Source organism: Mycobacterium sp. NGS64 (genome assembly GCF_059812245.1).
The window spans coordinates 1-19,878 of the sequence record NZ_JCALCI010000005.1 but is presented as its reverse complement, the minus strand read 5'-3'; the positions used below and the strand labels follow the sequence as shown (position 1 = coordinate 19,878).

The following is a 19,878-nucleotide window of genomic DNA, read 5'->3' as shown; positions in this document are numbered from 1 at the left end:
ACGCCGTCGGCGCTGACGGACCCGGAGGCGCCTTCGACTAGGGCTTGAACGGGTTGACCGCGAACTGGATAACGCGGTACGGCGCGCGTGCCCGGGCGCGGGTGTCCCATTGGCTGACAAAGATGCGCAGCTCGTCCAGGGTGGACCCGGGCGAGATGTACCCGCCATAGGGCTGCGCGAGCCGGTTGTCGTAGGGGGGCGGCAGGCTTTCGGCCGGATCGGGCCATTCGTCGTGCTGCACCACCGTCGTCACGGGCGCGGTGCCCAGCGAGGTCGGGTCGTCGGCGACCCGGACCTCCATGTTGCCGGTGCTGGCGTTGAAGTAGGACAGCACCGCCTTGCCGTCGATCTGCCTGATCGACATCTCACCCACCTGGTCCGGCCACAACGGCGTCGGCGGTTTGCCCCATCCGCCGTCGGGCCCCGACGCCCAGCCCTGCCACCGGGACCGGTCGACGAACGTCTGCGGCGTGGCGCGGTACAGCAGCACGGGATCTCGCCGCGTGAAGCTGTTGGCCACGATGTACACCCAGCCGCCCGGCGAATCCGGGGTGGGGATCGGGTCGTAGTAGCCGCTGATCTGCGACTGTCGGCCACCCTGATAGGAACCGTCGCGGCGGGACCCGGCGACCGTCTGCCAGCCACCGCGCGCGGGTTCGGCCATCACCAGCCGGGAGCTCTGCGGCTCAAGGTTTTTCGCCGTGGTGACCATCAGGTAGTTGCGCCGGTTGACCTGCACCACCCCGGCCGGCAGCTGAGAGTCGCCCGGCGGCGTGGGGTCGGCCAGCAGCGGTTTGCCGATTCCGGTGACGCCGGTGTAGCGCACCCCGGCGGGGTCGTCGACCGACGCGGTGTCGACATGCAGCGCGATCGGCGAGTACCAGCCGCCGAACCCGACGCCCTGGCCGGCGAAGCTGTCGCCGCAGACCTGCAACAGTTCGGTGGGGAACTCGACGAACTCACACAGGTCCGTCGCGCCGATGCCGTATTCCCCCGTCGGGGTTCCGGTGCCGGCCGTCGGCCCGATCCGCACCACCTGACCCGGCGCCAGCGGCTGCAGGACGGGCTCCGGCGCCGGCGCCGGCGGATCGGCGCGCGCTTGCCAAACAGGCTGGGGCGCAACCAAACACAAGACGCTTAGCAGGGCGACCCGAGCCGAGCTCACCCGGGAACTATAGTTCGGCGGCCAGCAGCTCGGCGATCTGGATGGTGTTCAGCGCGGCACCCTTGCGCAGGTTGTCCCCCGACACGAACAGCGCCAGGCCCCGCCCGTCCGGGACGCCCGGGTCGTGCCGGATCCGGCCGACCAGCGATTCGTCGACACCGGCGGCGGCCAGCGGCGTCGGCACGTCGACGACCTTGACGCCCGGGGCGCCGTCGAGCAGCTCGCGGGCCCGCTCGGGCGACAGCGGGCGGGCGAATTCGGCGTTGATCGACAGCGAGTGACCGGTGAACACCGGGACCCGCACGCAGGTGCCGCTGACCAACAGGTCCGGGATGCCGAGGATCTTGCGGCTCTCGAAGCGCAGCTTCGCGTCCTCGTCGGTCTCCCCCGAACCGTCGTCCAGCAGCGAGCCGGCCAGCGGCAGGACGTTGAACGCGATCGGCGCGACATAGGTGTTCGGCGCCGGGAAGTCGAGTGCGCCGCCGTCGTACACCAGCTCCTCGGCGCCGTCGATGACGGCGCGCGCCTGCGTCGCCAACTCCTCGACACCGGCCAGCCCGCTACCGGATACCGCCTGATACGTCGACGTCACGATCCGCACCAGTTGCGCCTCGTCGTGCAGCACCTTGAGCACCGGCATGGCGGCCATCGTGGTGCAGTTCGGGTTGGCGATGATGCCCTTGGGTCGCCGATGCGCGTCGCGCGCGAAGTTCACCTCCGACACCACCAACGGCACGTCGGGGTCCTTGCGCCAGGCCGAGGAGTTGTCGATCACGGTGACTCCGGCCGCGGCGAACCGCGGCGCCTGCACCAGCGACATCGTCTTGCCGGCCGAGAAGACGGCGATGTCCAGCCCGGACGGGTCCGCCGTCGCGGCGTCTTCGACCTCGATCTCCTGGCCGCGGAACTCCAGCTTGCGGCCCTGCGAGCGGGCGGACGCGAAGAACCGTACGGTGGTCGCCGGAAAGTCCCGCTCGTCGAGCAGCCGGCGCATCACCTGGCCCACCTGGCCGGTGGCCCCCACTACGCCGATCGACACCCCATTGGCACCCATATCTACCGACCCGTCCCCGCATATACCGTCGCCGACTCCTCGCCGCCGAGACCGAACGCCTCGTGTAACGCCACGACGGCCTTGTCTAGTTCGGTGTCGCGGCACAGCACCGAGATCCGGATCTCGGAGGTGGAGATCAGCTCGATGTTGACGCCGACGGCGGCCAGCGCCTCGCAGAAGGTCGCGGTGACACCGGGATGGCTGCGCATGCCGGCCCCGATCAGCGACACCTTGCCGATGTGGTCGTCGTAGAGCAGTTGGGTGAACCCGATCTCGTCGCGCAGCGCGTCCAGCTTCTCCACCGCGGTGGGGCCGCTGTCGCGCGAGCAGGTGAAGGTGATGTCGGTCTTGCCGTCCTCGACCTTGGACACGTTCTGCAGCACCATGTCGATGTTCACGTCGGCGTCGGCGACGGCCCGGAAGACCCGCGCCGCGTATCCGGGGATGTCGGGCAGGCCGACAATGGTCACCTTGGCCTCGCTGCGGTCGTGCGCGACGCCGGTCAGGATGGGGTCTTCCATACCTATGTCCTTGATCGATCCCTTAACGATGGTGCCGGGCTTGTCCGAATACGACGAGCGGACGTGCACCGGAATGTCGTAGCGGCGAGCGTATTCCACGCAGCGCAGCATCAGCACCTTGGCGCCGCACGCCGCCATCTCGAGCATCTCCTCGAACGTCACCGTGTCCAGCCTGCGGGCGTTGTGCACGATCCTGGGGTCCGCGCTGAAGATGCCGTCGACGTCGGTGTAGATCTCGCAGACGTCGGCGCCGAGTGCGGCGGCCAGGGCGACCGCGGTGGTGTCCGAGCCGCCGCGGCCGAGCGTGGTGACGTCGCGGGTGTCCTGGCTGACCCCCTGGAAGCCGGCGACCAACACGATGCGGCCTTCGTCGAGCGCGGTGCGCAGCCGTCCCGGCGTCACCTCGATGATCTTCGCGTTGCCGTGGGTGCCGGTGGTGATCACGCCGGCCTGCGAACCGGTGAACGAGCGGGCCTGCGCGCCGAGCGATTCGATCGCCATCGCCACCAGCGCGTTGGAGATGCGCTCACCGGCGGTCAGCAACATGTCGAGCTCCCGCGGCGGCGGGGCCGGGCAGACCTGCTGGGCCAGGTCCAACAGGTCGTCGGTGGTGTCGCCCATCGCCGAGACGACGACGACGACGTCGTTGCCCTGCTTTTTGGTCTCGACGATGCGTTCGGCGACGCGGCGGATCCGGTCGGCGTCGGCCACCGACGATCCGCCGTATTTCTGCACGACGAGCGCCACTGTTGTTCTTTCGGTCCGTGTATAGGTCCACAACAGAATACGTGTGACGGCGAATCGTTTTTGCCGCCGCCGACCCGTTTGGCGCTGATGAAGGGGCGCCCGCCCGTCCGCCGACCGGACAGGGCGGGCGCCTTCGCGGGCACCTGGCGCGGTCAGGTGCTACGACGAGACCGCCTGGATCGCCCAGAAGTCGCTCGCCAGGTGCGCCCTGTTGATCGGCGAGCTGTCCGAGGCGTTCTTGGACCCGGTCAGATACTGGTAAGGCATGTAGAAGTAGCCATGGTCGCCCCACGCGGTCCCCCACGAGTTGCGAACAATTATGTGGCCCTTGGGATCCGAGTAGCCGACCGCGAGAACCGCGTGGCCGCCGACGGTGGCCTCGCCCGGTTTGGGCATCGGCATCACGCCCGTTTGCGCGACGGACTGCGACTCGAAACTCTGGTACACGGTGAACCCGAACACGACCGCCAGGTTCGAGGCGATGGCGTCCTTGAGCTGCCCCAACGTCTGGATCGCCTCGTATTGCACCGCCTTGTCCTTCGCCGCGGCGACGTAGCAGCGCTTCGGCGGCTTCACGGTGAACACGCCGATGTCGTAGGGCCACAGCGTCTCCGGGCATACACCCTCACGGTTGACCACCTTGATGCCGTCCCGGATCATCGCGCCGGAGTCGCTGGACACGGTGCCTTCAAGCGCGCGTTCGTTGTAGTAGATGAACAACCGCGAAGGGACGAAATCGGGCAAGCCCTGTCGATCCCGCTCGTACTCCATCGCGGCGGCGATGGCATTTCCGGTGCACGATCCGAGCTGGCCCTGGTCGTACACCGCCGGCATCGACGGACGCAGGTCATATGCGGGGGGTAGTGCGCCCTTGAGCCTGGGCATGTACAGCATGTCGCGGGCGTCCGGGAGCTGCGGGCGCCAGCCGAATCCGCGGACGTGGCTCCAGTCCTGCGGTGGCTCATCGCTTTTGACTCGGCTGGTCTCTTGCAACGTTGTCATCGAATCCTCCTGATCTGGGTGGTAGGTCGACCGTAGGGGTGGCGATCCGGGGTTGGGATGCGTAATCGGCTACCTCATCTGTCGGTGATCGGAGCGCTGCCGGGAACACAGGTAGCGCGCTACGCGTGCCGCCGCACAACTGACGTGATGTGCTCGAATGAACTCGACCAACAGCGGAGGAGCCATGCGGAAGGCTGATGCCGCCCTGCGCAACCAGACACTGCGCAGGGTGAACTCCGGAGAGAAGGTCGCCACGGTGGCGGCCGACAGCGGCATCAGCCGCTCGACGGTGTACCGGTGGAGGCGCGAAAGTCCTTGCGCGGCAACAATCTCAGCCTCGCCCGTCGAGGGCTACGTGGGAGACATCACCGGCCCGGGTATCACCGACAAATGGGGGGTGACCTGTACCGACCTGGGCGTGTGCGCGGTCGCGCCGAACGGCAAGCTGGTGTCGGTGTTCGGAGACACCTTCTCCGGCCTCGCCGTCGGGCAGGGTGACTGGCGCGCCCCCGTCGCCCTGATCGGCAGCGGGGACACGAACAACCAGATCTGCTACGAGAGCGCGGGCGGCGTTGACCCGGACTACGCCCAGCAATTGTGGCAGTACATCCACGACGGCCCGCCGTGGAAACAGGGCGGGATCAGCACCGTGATCCCGTCGGACGTGCTGGTCATCGGGCAGATGATGTACCTGCATGCCATCGTCAACCGTGGCTTCGGAAACGTGACCCGCACCGGGATCTGGGCTTCCGCCGACAACGGCGTCACCTGGCGAGCGATGGGCGCCAAGGCCACCTTTTCCGCGTCGGTGTGCGACGGCTTCGCACAGCTGTGGTCGTGGGACTACGACCCCGACGATGGTTGGGTGTACATCGTCTCGACCGGCTTTCAGCGCGACAAGGGCATCATCCTGCGCCGCGTGCGTCCGGGCGATATCGGCAACAAGACCAAGTACTCCGGCTGGGGCTGGGCCGATAACCAATGGGCGTGGGGCAACGCGCCCACGCCGATCACACCCCCGGGCGAGACCTGGGGCGAGCTGACGTTGCGCAGGCTCGATACGGGCACGTGGATCCTCGGCGGCTTCCTGTCCTCGGAGTACGCACTGGGATACCGCATCATCGACGACCCCACCGCCAACCTCTACGAGGCGGAAATCCAAACGCCGGTCATCGGGACGACCTGGGACGCGCAAGACCTGCCGAACAACCGGGTCGCGCAGCTGTACGGCGGGTACGTTCTTCCCGGCTCGCGCCTGGACGTTCCGGGCGGCGTCGGGCTGGTGGTCTCCCAGTGGGACACGGCGACGGGCTGGCCCTACCGCGCGATGCAGTTCAGGGTGACGCTCAAGGACACGACAAAAACGACGACGGCCCGCCGGGGACGAGCGGGCAGGTCCGGGCGGACCCCGCAACGGTGACGCCTCATTCACCGACCGCATCGAGTTTTGGCGCCCAGCCCGCGCGCGGTAGAGTGCACAACGTGCAGCGGGTGCTCCTCCTCGGACGCCGCGACGGGGTCTGATCAAGACCGGCCTCCCGTCGCGGGAGTTCGCGATGCGCCGGTCTGAGTTTCCTTCTCATCCCCCGGAGCAACTATCGTGACCAATCCAGATTCGCCCGACGTCTATAAGTCGGCCCGCACCATCGTCAAACCCGCCGGCCCACCCGGACCCGAACAACCCGCCTGGAATCCACAGCGCGGCTCGTCCATGCCGATCGGCCGGTATCGGCCCTTCGCCGAGGAAGTCGAGCCCATCCGCGTCGCCGACCGCACCTGGCCGGACCGGGTCACCACCCGCGCCCCGCTGTGGTGCGCAGTGGATCTGCGCGACGGCAACCAGGCGCTGATCGACCCGATGAGCCCGGCCCGCAAGCGCCGCATGTTCGACCTGCTGGTGCGGATGGGCTACAAGGAGATCGAGGTCGGGTTCCCGTCGGCCAGCCAGACCGACTTCGACTTCGTCCGCGAGATCATCAGCGACGGCGCCATTCCCGACGACGTCACGATCCAGGTGCTGACCCAGTGCCGGCCGGAGCTGATCGAGCGCACCTTCCTGGCGTGCGAGGGCGCGCCGCGGGCCATCGTGCACTTCTACAACTCGACGTCGATCCTGCAGCGCCGCGTGGTGTTTCGCGCCGACCGGGCCGCCGTGCAGGCCATCGCGACCGACGGCGCGCGCAAGTGCGTCGAGGAGGCCGCCAAGTACCCGGGCACGCAGTGGCGTTTCGAGTACTCACCGGAGTCCTACACGGGCACGGAACTGGAGTACGCCAAGCAGGTGTGCGACGCCGTCGGCGAGATCATCGCGCCGACGCCCGACAGCCCGATCATCTTCAACCTGCCCGCCACGGTGGAGATGGCCACGCCCAACGTGTACGCCGACTCGATCGAGTGGATGAGCCGCAACCTGGCCAACCGGGAGTCGGTCATCCTGAGCCTGCATCCGCACAACGACCGCGGAACCGCCGTCGCCGCAGCCGAATTGGGCTACCAGGCGGGCGCCGACCGAATCGAGGGCTGCCTGTTCGGCAACGGGGAGCGCACCGGCAACGTGTGCCTGGTGACCCTGGGGCTCAACCTGTTTTCCCGCGGCGTGGACCCCCAGATCGACTTCTCCAACATCGACGAGATCCGCCGCACCGTTGAGTACTGCAACCAGCTGCCGGTGCACGAGCGTCACCCCTACGGCGGCGACCTGGTCTACACCGCGTTTTCCGGCAGCCACCAGGACGCCATCAACAAGGGCCTCGACCAGATGAAGGTGGATGCGGATGCCGCCGACACCGACGTCGAGGACATGCTCTGGCAGGTGCCGTATCTGCCGATCGACCCCAAGGACGTCGGACGCACCTACGAGGCGGTGATCCGGGTCAATTCGCAGTCCGGCAAGGGCGGCGTGGCCTACATCATGAAGGCCGACCACGGCCTGGCGCTGCCGCGGCGGCTGCAGATCGAGTTCTCGCAGGTGATCCAGAAGATCGCCGAGGGCACGGGCGGCGAGGGCGGCGAGGTGTCGCCCAAGGAGATGTGGGAGGCGTTCTCCGAGGAGTACCTGGCCCCGATCTGGCCGCTGGAGCGAATCAAGCAGCGGGTCGACGCCTCCGAGGAGGACGGCGGCACGACGACCATCACCACGACCGTCAAGGTCAACGGCGTGGAGACCGAGATCGTCGGTGTCGGCAACGGCCCGCTCGCGGCGTTCGTGCACGCGCTGGGCACCGTCGGGTTCGACGTCGCGGTGCTGGACTACTCCGAGCACGCGATGAGCTCGGGGGACGACGCGCAGGCGGCGGCGTATGTGGAGGCTTCGGTGTCGATCGCGAGCGCGGCGCAGCCGGGCGAAGCGGGTCGGCGCCCATCGGGCCCAGTCGGTGGGCGCACGGTGTGGGGCGTCGGGATCGCGCCGTCGATCACCACCGCGTCGCTGCGGGCCGTGGTCTCGGCGGTGAACCGGGCGTCGCGTTAGTGCCGATCGCAAGCGCGGCGCCGGCGCCGGGCGCCGCGGGTCGGCACCACCCGGCCTAGGCATCGAAGAACGCGCGCAGCAGTCGGTCCACGAGCACCGTGGGGTCGTCGGCACCCGGGATCGTGAGGTTGCTGAACACGTAGCCGTTGAGCAGGCGGCTCAGCTGTTCCATCTGCTGCGGTTCGGGGGTGAAGCCCGCCGCCTCGAAGATGAGGGTGGCCGACTTCACCGCCGCGGCCTGCAGGTCCTTGAGGAACGGCTGCAGCTCCGGTCGGCGCGTGCCCTCCATGAACAGCTCGAACCGCGCCAGCGTGTAGCGGCGGGCCTGCTCGTCGGGGTCGGACAGCATGCGCGTCAGCAGTGCCCTGATGCCGTCGCGGGTGAGCGACCCGATCGCGGCCTGCAAGGCCTCGACGCGCTGCCAATGCAGGTCGACGGTGCGCGCCGCCGTGGCTTCGAGCAGCGCCTGGCGCGTGCGGAAGTAGTTCGACGTGGTGCCCGCGGGCAGGCCAGCCCGCTCGTCGACCTGACGATGAGTCAGCCCCCCGACGCCCGTGTCGGCGAGGATGCCGATCGCGGCGTCGAGGAGCTGAGCGCGGCGCTCGGGATTGGGAGGCATCAGTCTTTGTAGCGCAGCCGCCAGAACATCGTCAGGAAGGCGGGATAGACCACGATCAACAGCAGGTAGCTGAACCACGGCCGAAACCACATGTACAGCGACAGGTCCTCGGTGACATACGAGCACCAGATGTGCAGCGGGACGCTGCCGGCGATGTACACCAGCGACGCCGTGAAGAACGCCCGATGCGGCTTGTTGGCGAACCGCACCCGCCGCCACACCAAGACGCCGGTGATGGCCGCGTAGGTCATCGGGACGAGCAGGATCCTGTCGGTCGTCAGGGTCATCGCGTATTTCAGCGTGAGGGCGTCGCCGAAGATCACCCGGTAGAGGTGGATCAGCACACCGAGCGAGATGGTCAACATCGCCGCTTGGCGAAAGAAATAACCGTGCCGACGGTAGGAGGCCCACCACGACTCACGTTGTACTACAGCTGTAGTGGTTGTCATGCCGCAAACGATACTACTACGGATGTAGTGATGCAAGGGGTGGCTCAGAACAACGCGAGCTGCGGGTACGTCGCGTTGACGTCGGTGAATTCCTCCATGCTGGTGCCCCGGGCGACCCCGCCGACGCAGTCCATGAACTGCGCGTCGGACACCACCGGCACCCCCAGCTGTCGGGCGTGATAGCCCTTGCCCTGCTCGGGGGCGGCGTCGTTGCAGACCACCAGCGAGGTCTCCCCGTCCACGACGTCGCTGTAGGCCAGCCCGGCGTGCAGGATCCGCTCGACCAGCTCCTCGTGGGTGCGCGCCACCTCGGCGGCCAGCGCCACCCGCATGCCCTGGACCAGCGGCCGGCCACTGACATACGGTCCCGGGTTGAGGTACGGGCACGGCATCCGCGACGCCAGCACCTTAAGCGGGCGCAGCTCGTCGTGGGTCACCCGCCCGTTGGGCCATTGGCGCCGGGTCACCGGGCGCACCGGCAGCCAGACGTCGCGCTGGCGCGCCCGCTCGAGCGCCGACTCCAGCACCCCGGTCAGCACCATCGCGTCGTCGAAGGCGTCGTGCGGCCGCTCCTGGACCACGCCCCAATGCGCCGCGAGCGTTTCCAGCCGCAGGTTGTCGACCCCGAGGTCCAGCCGGCGCGCCAGCTCGACCGTGCACATCACGTTGTCGACGGGCAGTTCTGCCTCGGCGAGCTCGGCCTCGGCGGCCAGGAATGAGTAGTCGAAAGCGACGTTGTGCGCCACCAGCGTGCGGCCGCGCAGCACCTCGACGAGGTCACCGACGATGTCGCCGAACTGCGGCTGGTCCTCCAGCATCGCGGGGGTGAGGCCATGCACGTGGGTGGGCCCCGGGTCCACCCCGGGATTGAGCAGGCTGACCACGGACTGCTCGACCCGGCCGTTGGCGTCCAGACCCAGCGCGGCGACGCTGATGATCCGCGCCTGGCCCGGCCGAAACCCCGAGGTTTCGACGTCGATAACGGCCCAACCCCCGCCCGGCTCGCTGGCCGGCCGCCCCCAGGACACCCGGTTCATGAAGTGAGGATGGCACGCCGGACCGACATCGCCGGTTCGCTACGAGTCGTGTCGCGCTTCTAAACTGCGCGGGTGATCACCACCCGTGCACGCCTGGCTCTCGCCGCGGGAGCGAGCGCGCGTTGGGCGTCGCGGGTCACCGGTCGCGGGGCCGGCGCGATGATCGGCGGGCTGGTCGCGATGACCCTGGACCGCTCGGTGCTGCGCCAGTTGGGCGTCGGGCGGCGCACCGTCATCGTCACCGGCACCAACGGCAAGTCGACGACCACGCGGATGACGGCGGCCGCCCTTGGGACCCTGGGCCCGGTGGCCACCAACGCCGAGGGCGCCAACATGGACGCCGGCCTGGTGGCCGCGCTGGCCGCGGATCGGCGCGCCGGGCTGGCCGCCCTCGAAGTCGACGAGATGCACGTGCCGCACGTCTCCGATGCGGTCGAACCCAGCGTCATCGTGCTGCTCAACCTCTCGCGTGACCAGCTCGATCGGGTGGGCGAGATCAACGTGATCGAGCGCACGCTGCGGGCCGGCCTCGCCCGGCACCCGGACGCCGTCGTCGTCGCCAACTGCGACGACGTGCTGATGACCTCCGCGGCCTACGACAGCCCCCACGTGGTGTGGGTGGCCGCGGGCGGGGCGTGGGCGAACGACTCGGTCAGCTGCCCGCGCAGCGGCGAGGTCATCGTCCGGGACCGGGGGCACTGGTACTCCACCGGCGCCGATTTCAAACGGCCCAGCCCGCAGTGGTGGTTCGATGACGACACGCTGTACGGACCCGACGGCCTGGCTTTGCCGATGCGGCTGGCGCTGCCGGGCACGGTGAACCGGGGCAACGCCGCCCAGGCCGTGGCCGCCGCCGTCGCCCTGGGCGCCGACGCGCTCGCCGCGGTTGCCGCGGTTTCCCAAGTCGACGAGGTGGCCGGGCGCTACCGCAGCGTCCGCGTCGGCGAGCACGAAGCGCGGATCCTGCTGGCCAAGAATCCCGCCGGCTGGCAGGAGGCTCTGTCGATGGTGGACAAGCACGCGGCCGGGGTGGTGATCGCGGTCAACGGGCAGGTGCCCGACGGCGAGGACCTGTCCTGGCTGTGGGACGTGCGCTTCGAGCATTTCGAAGAGACGGCGGTCGTCGCGGCCGGCGAACGCGGCACCGACCTAGCGGTGCGCCTCGGGTACGCGGGTGTCGAGCACACGTTGGTGCACGACACCGTGGCGGCCATCGCGTCGTGCCCGCCCGGGCGCGTGGAGGTCGTCGCCAACTACACCGCCTTCCTGCAGCTGCAGCGAGCATTGGCGCGCCATGGCTGACTCGACCGTGCGGATCGGGCTGGTGCTGCCCGACGTGATGGGCACCTACGGCGACGGCGGCAACGCCCTGGTGCTGCGGCAACGCCTGCGGCTGCGGGGGGTGGCCGCCGAGATCGTCGAGATCACGCTGGCCGACCCGGTGCCGGAGTCGCTGGACCTGTACACGCTGGGCGGGGCGGAGGACTACGCGCAGCGGCTGGCCACCAAGCACCTGATCAAGCACCCGGGCCTGCAGCGCGCGGCGGAGCGGGGCGCGCCGGTGCTGGCGATCTGCGCGGCCATCCAGGTGCTCGGGCACTGGTACAAGACGTCGGCCGGGGAACGGGTCGACGGTGTCGGCATGCTGGACCTGACCACCTCGCCGCAGGGCCGGCGCACCATCGGCGAGCTGGTGAGCGAGCCGCTGCCGGCCGGGTTGACGCAACCGCTGACCGGCTTCGAAAACCATAGGGGCGGAACGGTTTTGGGGCCGACCGCGTCGCCGCTGGGCGCGGTGGTCAAGGGCGCGGGCAACCGGGCCGGCGACGGCTTCGACGGCGCGGTGCAGGGCAGCGTCGTCGCGACCTACATGCACGGGCCGTGCCTGGCCCGCAACCCGGAGCTGGCCGACCTGTTGCTCGGCAAGGTCGTCGGCGAGCTTGCGCCGCTGCAGCTGCCCGAGGTGGACCTGCTGCGCCGCGAGCGGCTGACGGCCCGCTAGCCCGCCGACCTGCGCTCCAAGAATCCTTCAAGGATCCGTCTAGGGCCCCCGCCCAGCCTTTTCTCGAGGCCACACCGAGAGAAGGAATCCCATGAGCAACGCCAGAACCCGGCTCACCTACGCGGCACGCATTGTCGGGGTTGCCGCCGTGCTGAGCGCGGCCGCCGGCTCTATGGTCGCGTTCGCCGGGACGGCCGACGCGGCCCCCGCCCCGGTCCATGACGGGATGCACGGCGACCCGGCCGCCGCCGCGCCCTACTGGCGCTACCAGCAGCAGGACCTCGATTGCGGCGAGATGGCGGTCGCCGACGTTGTCGGCCAGGTCACCGGCCGCCAGCCCAGCGAGGACGAGATCACCGGCGTGGCCGGAAACATCCCGAGCGTGAGCCGCCCCGGGCCCATCTATAAGCCGGGCAGCAAGACCAAGAACTCGGACCTGCCCGTGCTGCTGGCGCACTACGGCGTCGCGTCCGACGCCGTGCACACCAACATCGGCGTCCTCGAGCAGGACCTTGACCAGGGGCGCAAGGTGATCGTCGGGCTCAACGACCGGATCATCTGGAACTCGGGCGGCGACCGTTCCCAGGAAAACCACTTCGTGGTCGTTACCGGCATCGACACCAAGACCCATCTGGTGCACCTCAACGACAGCGGCGCCGCGGCCGGCCGCGACGAGCAGGTTTCCATCGCCACCTTCGAGGCGGCGTGGAACACCAGCGACAACTTCGCCGTCGTGACCAGGTGACGGACGCTCTCAATAGCGACTCAAAAGCTTCAGGCATGTGGTTGGTGCCGAATTTGATAGCGCATGCGCTATCAAATTCAGCGGTCGCCCATCCCCCGGGAGAGCGGCGGTCGGGAACCGTCAGACCATCGCCCGGCGGCCGGTGAGCGCGCGGCCCAGCGTCAGCTCGTCGGCGAACTCCAAGTCGCCACCCATCGGCAGCCCCGACGCGATCCGTGTCACCGTCAGGCCGGGGATGTCGCGCAGCATTCGGACCAGGTAGGTGGCGGTCGCCTCGCCCTCGGTGTTGGGGTCGGTGGCGATGATCACCTCGGTGATGTCGACGTCGTCGACGCGCTCACCGATGCGGCTCAGCAGCTCGCGGATGCGCAGCTGGTCGGGGCCCACGCCGGACAACGGATCGAGCGCGCCGCCGAGCACGTGGTAGCGGCCGCGGAATTCGCGGGTGCGCTCGACGGCCTGGATGTCCTTGGGCTCCTCGACCACGCACACCAGCGAGCCGTCCCGGCGCGGATCAGAACAAATTCTGCACCGCTCGTCGTCGGAGACGTTGCCGCACACCGCACAGAACCGCACGCCGTCGCGGACCTTCGCCAGCACCGCGGTCAGCCGGTCGATGTCGTGCGGCTCGACGGACAACAGGTGAAACGCGATGCGCTGCGCGCTCTTGGGCCCAATGCCCGGCAGCTTGCCCAGCTCGTCGATCAAGTCCTGGACGGGTCCCTCAAACATGTCGGTGTGACGTCACAGCCCCGGCAGTTGGGTGGGCGGCGTCGGCGGTTTGGCCGGCGGGGCGCCCATGGCACCGGCCAGCGCGCCCAGCCGCTCCTGCGCCATCTTGGTGACCTGCGACGACGCGTCGGCCATGGCGCCGACGATCAAATCCTGCAGGGTCTCGATATCGGCGGGATCGACGACCTTGGGGTCAATCTGCACGCCGACCACCTCGCCGCTGCCTTTGACGGTCACCTTGACCAAACCCCCGCCGGCCTCACCGTGCACCTCGGAGTTGGCGAGCTGTTGCTGGGCTTCCAGTAGCTTTTGCTGCATCTGCTGCGCCTGGGCGAGCAGTTGCGACATGTCGCCTCCGGGTTGCATGACAATCCCCTCGCATCTTGGTCTCGAGTTGGTTTCGCCTGCGGGTGTCGGGCGATTCGGAACACCCAGCGTAGACCGCGCGACGTTACCTTTGCGCGGTGGACCTACGACTGAGCAGGCGTGTCGGAATCAAACTGGTGGTCGGCGCACTGGTTGCCGCCTCGACGGCGATCATGCCGACGGCGACGGCAGTCCCGTCCAACATCGCCGGGATGGTCGTTTTCATCGACCCGGGCCACAACGGCTCGAACGACGCGTCCATCTCCCGCCAGGTGCCCACCGGGCGCGGCGGCACCAAGGACTGCCAGACCAGCGGGACGTCGACCAACAGCGGCTATATGGAGCACACGTTCACCTGGGACACCGCGCTGCGGGTCCGCGCCGAGTTGAACGCCCTAGGCGTCCGGACCGCCATGTCGCGGGGTGACGACACCGGCCTGGGCCCCTGCGTCGACGCGCGTGCCGCCGCGGCCAACTCCTTGCGCCCCAACGCGATCCTGAGCATCCACGCCGACGGCGGCCCGCCGTCCGGAAGGGGCTTTCACGTCAATTACTCGGCCCCGCCGCTGAACCAGGCCCAGGCCGGGCCGTCGGTGCAGTATGCCCGGATCATGCGCGACCAGTTGCAGGCCTCGGGCATTCCGCCGGCCAACTACATCGGCCAGGACGGCTTGTACGGGCGTTCGGACCTCGCCGGGCTGAACCTGGCGCAGTACCCGTCGATCCTCGTCGAGTGCGGCAACATGAAAAATCCGGTGGATTCTGCGCTGATGGAGTCGGCCGACGGCCGCCAGAAATACGCCGACGCGCTGGTCCGCGGCGTCGCGGGCTTCCTGGCCACCCAGGGCCAGGCGCGCTAGCTTTCCAGTTCGTTCTTCAGGTTCGTCAATACCTCCGACTGAATCCTCTTCAGCCCCAACGGCGCAAAGGTTTTCTCGAAGAAGCCCTTGACGCCGCCCGCGCCGGTCCAGGTGGTCTTCACCGTGACGCTGGACCCCGGCCCGGCGGGTGCGACCGTCCAGTTGATGACCATGGACGAGTTCGCATCCTTCTCGATGACGGTGTGGCCGGCCACGTCGACGTCCACCTGAACGTCGCGCACCCGCGACTTGGTGGCCTGCAGCTTCCACTTGGCGACGGTGCCCGCACCCTGGCCACCCTGCAGCACCTGGTACTCGCTGTACTGCGGGGACAGGATTTTCGGGCGCACCTTCTGGTAGTCCGCCACCGCGGCAAGGGTGGCCTCGGGCCCGACGTTGATCAAGATCGTGCTGGCTGCGCTCACCTGGCCCATCAGGCCCGACTCCTCCTGCTAATCGCGTCCGCGCTCTGGTGCACGGGCTGTTTTCGAAGACTAGGGTATATGTGGTGCCTGTCCCTGGATCTGCACTCTCGGCTCACGCAGCGGGCGTCGATCGGTTGATGGCGAGTTATCGATCCATCCCGACGACGTCCGCCGTCCGGCTCGCCAAGCCCACCTCAAACCTGTTCCGCGCCCGCACCAAACGCGATTCACGCGGCCTGGACACCTCCGGTTTGACCGGCGTTCTCTCGGTCGATTCCGAATCCCGCACCGCCGACGTCGCCGGCATGTGCACATACGAGGACCTGGTGGCCGCGACCCTGCCGTATGGCCTTTCGCCACTGGTGGTTCCGCAATTGAAGACCATCACGCTCGGCGGCGCGGTCAGCGGCCTGGGCATCGAGTCGGCGTCGTTTCGCAACGGCCTGCCGCACGAGTCGGTGCTCGAGATGGACATCCTCACCGGCGCCGGCGAATTGCTCACCACGTCGCGCACCCAGCATCCCGACCTGTTCCGCGCCTTCCCCAATTCCTATGGGACGCTGGGCTATTCGACCAGGATACGGATCGAGCTGGAACCCGTCGCGCCGTTCGTGGCGCTGCGGCACGTCCGATTCCGCTCGCTGCCCGACCTGGTCGCGGCGATGGAACGCATCATCGACACCGGCGGGCAGGGCGGCACGCCCGTGGACTACCTGGACGGCGTGGTGTTCAGCGCCGACGAAAGCTACCTGTGCGTGGGCCGGCGGACCGGCACGCCGGGCCCGGTCAGCGACTACACCGGGAAAGACATTTACTACCAATCGATTCGGCACGATGCGGCCGGGGTGGAAGCCACCAAGGACGATCGGCTGACGATCCACGACTACCTGTGGCGCTGGGACACCGACTGGTTTTGGTGCTCACGAGCGTTCGGCGTGCAGAACCCGCGGGTGCGCCGCTGGTGGCCGCGGCGCTACCGGCGCAGCAGCGTCTACTCGAAACTCATCGCCCTGGACCAGCGTTTCGGCATCGCCGACCGGATCGAGCAGCGCCAGGGGCGTCCGCCGCGCGAACGCGTGGTGCAGGACGTCGAGGTGCCCGTCGAACGGACCTGCGCGTTCTTGGAGTGGTTCCTGGACAACGTGCCCATCACGCCGATCTGGTTGTGCCCCCTGCGACTGCGCGATCACGAGGGCTGGCCGCTGTATCCGATGCGGCCGGATCACACATACGTCAATATTGGGTTCTGGTCGTCGGTACCGGCGGCCGGGGGGAGCTCAGCGGGGGTGACGAACCGTGCCATCGAGGCCAAGGTCAGCGAGCTCGACGGCCACAAGTCGCTGTACTCCGACTCCTTCTACACCCGCGAGGAGTTTGACGAGCTGTATGGCGGGGAGACATACAAAACCGTGAAAAAGACCTACGACCCCGATTCGCGTCTTTTGGACCTGTATGCAAAGGCGGTGCAACGGCGATGACGACAACCAAGGAGCCCCGCCACACCACTACGGGCAAGCTCAGCATGGCCGAGATCCTGGAGATCTTCGCCGCGACCGGGCGCCACCCACTGAAGTTCACCGCGTACGACGGCAGCACCGCCGGCAGCGAGGACGCCGAGCTGGGCCTGGACCTGTGTTCGCCTCGCGGCGCCACGTATCTGGCCACCGCCCCCGGCGAACTCGGCCTCGCCCGCGCCTACGTGTCGGGTGACCTGCAGACGTACGGCGTGCATCCCGGCGATCCGTACCCGCTGCTCAAGACGCTGACCGACCGGGTCGACTTCAAGCGGCCGTCGGCGCGGGTGCTCGCCAACGTCGTCCGGTCGATGGGCCTCGAGCATTTGCTGCCCGTCGCCCCACCGCCGGAGGAGGCGCCGCCGCGGTGGCGGCGCGTGGCCGCCGGCGTCATGCACAGCAAGACCCGGGATGCAGAGGCCATCCACCACCACTACGACGTCTCCAACACCTTCTACGAATGGGTGCTCGGCCCGTCGATGACCTACACCTGCGCGGTCTATCCGAACGCCGACGCGACGCTGGAAGAGGCCCAGGACAACAAGTACCGGCTGATCTTCGAGAAGCTGCGGCTACAGCCGGGCGACCGGTTGCTCGACGTCGGCTGCGGCTGGGGCGGCATGGTGCGCTACGCGGCGCGACGCGGCGTCCGCGCGATCGGCGCCACCCTGTCGGCCGAGCAGGCGAAGTGGGCGCGCCGGGCGATCGAGGACGAAGGCCTGGCCGACCTCGCCGAGGTGCGCCACTCCGACTACCGCGACGTCGCCGAGGCGGGATTCGACGCCGTCTCCTCCATCGGCCTGACGGAGCACATCGGCGTCAAGAACTACCCCGCGTACTTCGGCTTCCTGAAGTCCAAGTTGCGCACCGGCGGGCTGCTGCTCAATCACTGCATCACCCGGCACGACAACAAGTCGACCTCCTTCGCCGGCGGGTTCACCGACCGCTACGTGTTCCCGGACGGCGAGCTGACCGGCTCGGGCCGCATCGTCACCGAGATCCAGGACGCCGGTTTCGAGGTCCTGCACGAGGAGAACTTCCGGCATCACTACGCGATGACGCTGCGCGACTGGTGCCGCAATCTCGTCGAACATTGGGACGAGGGAGTCGCCGAGGTCGGGTTGGCGACGGCCAAGGTGTGGGGCTTGTACATGGCGGCCTCACGAGTTGCCTTCGAGCAGAACAACCTTCAGCTGCACCACGTGCTGGCGGCCAACGTCGACGCCCGCGGCGAAGACGACCTGCCGCTGCGGCCGTGGTGGACGCCTTAGCTTCGACCTAGCCGCCGTCGATCCGACGCGCGCCCAGCTCGTTCTGCAACAGCTCGAGTGCGACCTCTTCCGGATCGCGCCGTGGGCCCGCCTCGGTGCGACCGGCCTCGGCGAGCATGTGTTCCTCTTCGTCGCGCTGAGACGAAGCCGCGTCGGCCGGCTCTTCCGGCGGCGCTTCCCGCAGGACCGGCGGTGGGGCGGTCGGCGCGGGCGCCGGGTCACCGACCTCGCAGCGCACCCGCCAGCTCACCCCCAGCGCGTCCTTGAGCGCCTCGGCGATGACGTCGGCGTTGCGCTGTTCGGACAGCCGCTTGGCCAGCGGCGCCGACGCGTGGGTCAGCACCAACGTGTTGCCCTCCACCGCGCGGACCGTCGCGCCCGCCAGCATCACCTCCGTGGTGCGGGAACGCTGGCGCACCTTGTCACGCACCGTCGGCCACATGGTCCGCACCGCCGACGCGTTCAGTTCGCCTGGGGCGGAGGCGGATTCGGGTTCGGGCGCGGGCGCGGGCGCGGATACCGGTGCCGGAGCCGGAGCCGGTTCGGGGGCAGGCTCGGGCGTGGGCTCAGGTTTCGGCTGGGGCCGGGAAACGGTAACCCGCCGCGGCGGCGGGCCGGGGTCGGCGGCGGCCTCCGACACCGGGATCGAGACGCCCAGCCGGGTCTCGATCCGCTCGATGCGTTGCAGCAGCGCCGACTCGGCGTCGCTGGCCGACGGCAGCAGCAGGCGCGCGCAGATCACTTCGAGCAACAGGCGCGGCGCCGTCGCACCACGCATCTCGCCCAGCCCGGCCTGCACCACCTCGGCGTAGCGGGTCAGCGTTGCCGGGCCGATGCGCGCCGCCTGCTCGCGCATCCGGTCCAGCACGTCCTCGGGCGCATCCACCACGCCCCGGCTGACGGCATCCGGAACCGCTTGCAGCACAATGAGATCGCGGAAGCGCTCCAGCAGATCGGTGGCGAAACGCCGCGGGTCGTGACCGGCGTCGATCACCGATTCGACCGCGCCGAACAAGGCGGCGGCATCCGCGGCGGCCAGCGCGTCGACGGCGTCGTCGATCAGTGCGACGTCGGTGGCGCCCAGCAGGCCCAGCGCGCGCTGGTACGTCACGTGATTGCCCTCGGCCCCGGCCAGCAACTGATCGAGCACCGAAAGCGTGTCGCGCGGCGAGCCACCGCCGGCGCGGATCACCAGCGGATACACCGCGTCGTCGACGACGACGCCCTCCTGCTCGCAGATCCGCCCGACCAGCGCCCGCATGGTCTTCGGCGGCAGCAACCGGAACGGGTAGTGGTGGGTGCGCGACCGGATCGTCGGCAGCACCTTCTCCGGCTCGGTGGTGGCGAAGATGAAGATGAGGTGCTCGGGCGGCTCCTCGACGATCTTGAGCAGCGCGTTGAACCCGGCGGTGGTCACCATGTGCGCCTCGTCGACGATGAACACCCGGTAGCGCGACTGCGCGGGGGCGTAGAACGCGCGGTCGCGCAACTCACGCGTGTCGTCCACGCCGCCGTGGCTGGCCGCGTCGAGCTCCACCACGTCGATGCTGCCCGGCGCGTTGGGCGCCAGCGCGACGCACGACTCGCAAACCCCGCACGGGGTGGCCGTCGGGCCCTGGGCGCAGTTCAACGACCGGGCCAGGATGCGCGCCGACGACGTCTTTCCACAGCCACGCGGCCCGGAAAACAAATACGCGTGGTTGATTCGGCCGGCCTCCAGGGCGATGGACAGCGGCTCGGTGACGTGCTCCTGCCCTACTACTTCGGCGAAGGTTGCCGGTCGGTATTTGCGGTAGAGGGCCACGGTCAGCAGGCTACCGTCGCGGGCTGACTGAAGCCCGAGCAGCGTTGAGTGTGCATCGCTGGCTTTTCAGTGTGAAGCTGCGGTCGACTCGCTCGG

General features: G+C 68.8%; 19 protein-coding genes. 8 read left to right on the top strand and 11 right to left on the bottom strand.

Translation table 11 applies throughout. The features are described from left to right. Window positions 1-37 precede the first annotated feature (37 nt). The 4 genes from AC5Y4S_RS21505 to AC5Y4S_RS21490 form a co-directional block, all read right to left on the bottom strand. Complete coding sequence (locus tag AC5Y4S_RS21505; RefSeq protein ID WP_500034674.1) at window positions 38-1,165, bottom strand: DUF4185 domain-containing protein; 1,128 nt, start codon at window positions 1,163-1,165, stop codon at window positions 38-40. 7 nt (window positions 1,166-1,172) lie between these two features. Further along, window positions 1,173-2,219 (bottom strand): aspartate-semialdehyde dehydrogenase, encoded by a 1,047-nt coding sequence (locus tag AC5Y4S_RS21500; protein WP_500034673.1) that lies wholly within the window; start codon window positions 2,217-2,219, stop codon window positions 1,173-1,175. Between the two features lie 2 nt (window positions 2,220-2,221). Beyond that, entirely contained in the window at window positions 2,222-3,487 is a 1,266-nt protein-coding gene (locus tag AC5Y4S_RS21495) for an aspartate kinase (protein WP_068187756.1), read from the bottom strand. 159 nt (window positions 3,488-3,646) lie between these two features. Continuing rightward, window positions 3,647-4,489 carry a C1 family peptidase gene (locus AC5Y4S_RS21490; protein WP_500034672.1) on the bottom strand — a complete coding sequence of 281 codons (843 nt, stop codon included), beginning with the start codon at window positions 4,487-4,489 and terminating at the stop codon, window positions 3,647-3,649. Window positions 4,490-4,673: 184 nt separating this feature from the next. Here AC5Y4S_RS21490 and AC5Y4S_RS21485 point away from each other — a divergent pair, with 184 nt between their 5' ends. Next, window positions 4,674-5,909, top strand: a complete 1,236-nt coding sequence (locus AC5Y4S_RS21485; protein WP_500034671.1) for a DUF4185 domain-containing protein — start codon at window positions 4,674-4,676, stop codon at window positions 5,907-5,909. Window positions 5,910-6,089: 180 nt separating this feature from the next. Then, entirely contained in the window at window positions 6,090-7,958 is a 1,869-nt protein-coding gene (leuA, locus tag AC5Y4S_RS21480; protein WP_500034670.1) for a 2-isopropylmalate synthase, read from the top strand. 55 nt (window positions 7,959-8,013) lie between these two features. On the opposite strand, the gene AC5Y4S_RS21475 is transcribed toward leuA, so the two are convergent. Genes AC5Y4S_RS21475 through AC5Y4S_RS21465 form a run of 3 tightly spaced genes read right to left on the bottom strand, consistent with a single transcriptional unit; the run spans window position 8,014 to window position 10,063 of the window. Next, a complete protein-coding gene (locus AC5Y4S_RS21475) occupies window positions 8,014-8,577 on the bottom strand; it encodes a TetR/AcrR family transcriptional regulator (RefSeq protein WP_500034669.1) in 564 nt (187 codons plus the stop codon). Next, entirely contained in the window at window positions 8,577-9,026 is a 450-nt protein-coding gene (locus tag AC5Y4S_RS21470) for a hypothetical protein (protein ID WP_500034668.1), read from the bottom strand. Before AC5Y4S_RS21470 ends, AC5Y4S_RS21475 begins: the two co-directional genes overlap by 1 nt. A 44-nt stretch (window positions 9,027-9,070) precedes the next feature. Beyond that, entirely contained in the window at window positions 9,071-10,063 is a 993-nt protein-coding gene (locus tag AC5Y4S_RS21465; protein ID WP_500034667.1) for a DEDDh family exonuclease, read from the bottom strand. A 72-nt stretch (window positions 10,064-10,135) separates the two neighbouring features. Here AC5Y4S_RS21465 and AC5Y4S_RS21460 point away from each other — a divergent pair, with 72 nt between their 5' ends. The 3 genes from AC5Y4S_RS21460 to AC5Y4S_RS21450 all read left to right on the top strand — a co-directional run bounded on the left by AC5Y4S_RS21460 (window position 10,136) and on the right by AC5Y4S_RS21450 (window position 12,810). Further along, window positions 10,136-11,365, top strand: a complete 1,230-nt coding sequence (locus AC5Y4S_RS21460) for a Mur ligase family protein (RefSeq protein ID WP_500034666.1) — start codon at window positions 10,136-10,138, stop codon at window positions 11,363-11,365. Further along, on the top strand, window positions 11,358-12,065 hold the full coding sequence (locus tag AC5Y4S_RS21455; protein ID WP_500034665.1) for a type 1 glutamine amidotransferase: 708 nt from the start codon (window positions 11,358-11,360) through the stop codon (window positions 12,063-12,065). The genes AC5Y4S_RS21460 and AC5Y4S_RS21455 overlap by 8 nt, the downstream gene beginning before the upstream one ends. 91 nt (window positions 12,066-12,156) lie before the next feature. After that, entirely contained in the window at window positions 12,157-12,810 is a 654-nt protein-coding gene (locus AC5Y4S_RS21450; RefSeq protein WP_500034664.1) for a C39 family peptidase, read from the top strand. Between the two features lie 120 nt (window positions 12,811-12,930). Here the strand turns inward: AC5Y4S_RS21450 and recR are convergent, their stop codons facing one another. Both recR and AC5Y4S_RS21440 read right to left on the bottom strand, forming a co-directional pair. Then, window positions 12,931-13,542 carry a recombination mediator RecR gene (gene recR, locus AC5Y4S_RS21445; protein WP_068132854.1) on the bottom strand — a complete coding sequence of 204 codons (612 nt, stop codon included), beginning with the start codon at window positions 13,540-13,542 and terminating at the stop codon, window positions 12,931-12,933. Between the two features lie 12 nt (window positions 13,543-13,554). Further along, window positions 13,555-13,908 (bottom strand): YbaB/EbfC family nucleoid-associated protein, encoded by a 354-nt coding sequence (locus tag AC5Y4S_RS21440; RefSeq protein WP_500034663.1) that lies wholly within the window; start codon window positions 13,906-13,908, stop codon window positions 13,555-13,557. A gap of 98 nt (window positions 13,909-14,006) precedes the next feature. Between AC5Y4S_RS21440 and AC5Y4S_RS21435 the strand changes: the two genes are divergently transcribed. Then, window positions 14,007-14,768, top strand: a complete 762-nt coding sequence (locus AC5Y4S_RS21435; RefSeq protein ID WP_500034662.1) for an Rv3717 family N-acetylmuramoyl-L-alanine amidase — start codon at window positions 14,007-14,009, stop codon at window positions 14,766-14,768. On the opposite strand, the gene AC5Y4S_RS21430 is transcribed toward AC5Y4S_RS21435, so the two are convergent. After that, on the bottom strand, window positions 14,765-15,202 hold the full coding sequence (locus AC5Y4S_RS21430; protein ID WP_068107055.1) for an SRPBCC family protein: 438 nt from the start codon (window positions 15,200-15,202) through the stop codon (window positions 14,765-14,767). The two genes, AC5Y4S_RS21435 and AC5Y4S_RS21430, sit on opposite strands and share 4 nt — an antisense overlap. A gap of 128 nt (window positions 15,203-15,330) precedes the next feature. Here AC5Y4S_RS21430 and AC5Y4S_RS21425 point away from each other — a divergent pair, with 128 nt between their 5' ends. Continuing rightward, window positions 15,331-16,671 carry an FAD-binding oxidoreductase gene (locus tag AC5Y4S_RS21425; protein WP_500034661.1) on the top strand — a complete coding sequence of 447 codons (1,341 nt, stop codon included), beginning with the start codon at window positions 15,331-15,333 and terminating at the stop codon, window positions 16,669-16,671. Next, complete coding sequence (locus AC5Y4S_RS21420; RefSeq protein WP_500034660.1) at window positions 16,668-17,978, top strand: class I SAM-dependent methyltransferase; 1,311 nt, start codon at window positions 16,668-16,670, stop codon at window positions 17,976-17,978. Before AC5Y4S_RS21425 ends, AC5Y4S_RS21420 begins: the two co-directional genes overlap by 4 nt. A gap of 7 nt (window positions 17,979-17,985) precedes the next feature. Here the strand turns inward: AC5Y4S_RS21420 and AC5Y4S_RS21415 are convergent, their stop codons facing one another. Then, a complete protein-coding gene (locus tag AC5Y4S_RS21415; RefSeq protein WP_500034659.1) occupies window positions 17,986-19,782 on the bottom strand; it encodes a DNA polymerase III subunits gamma/tau in 1,797 nt (598 codons plus the stop codon). Between the last annotated feature and the right edge of the window lie 96 nt (window positions 19,783-19,878).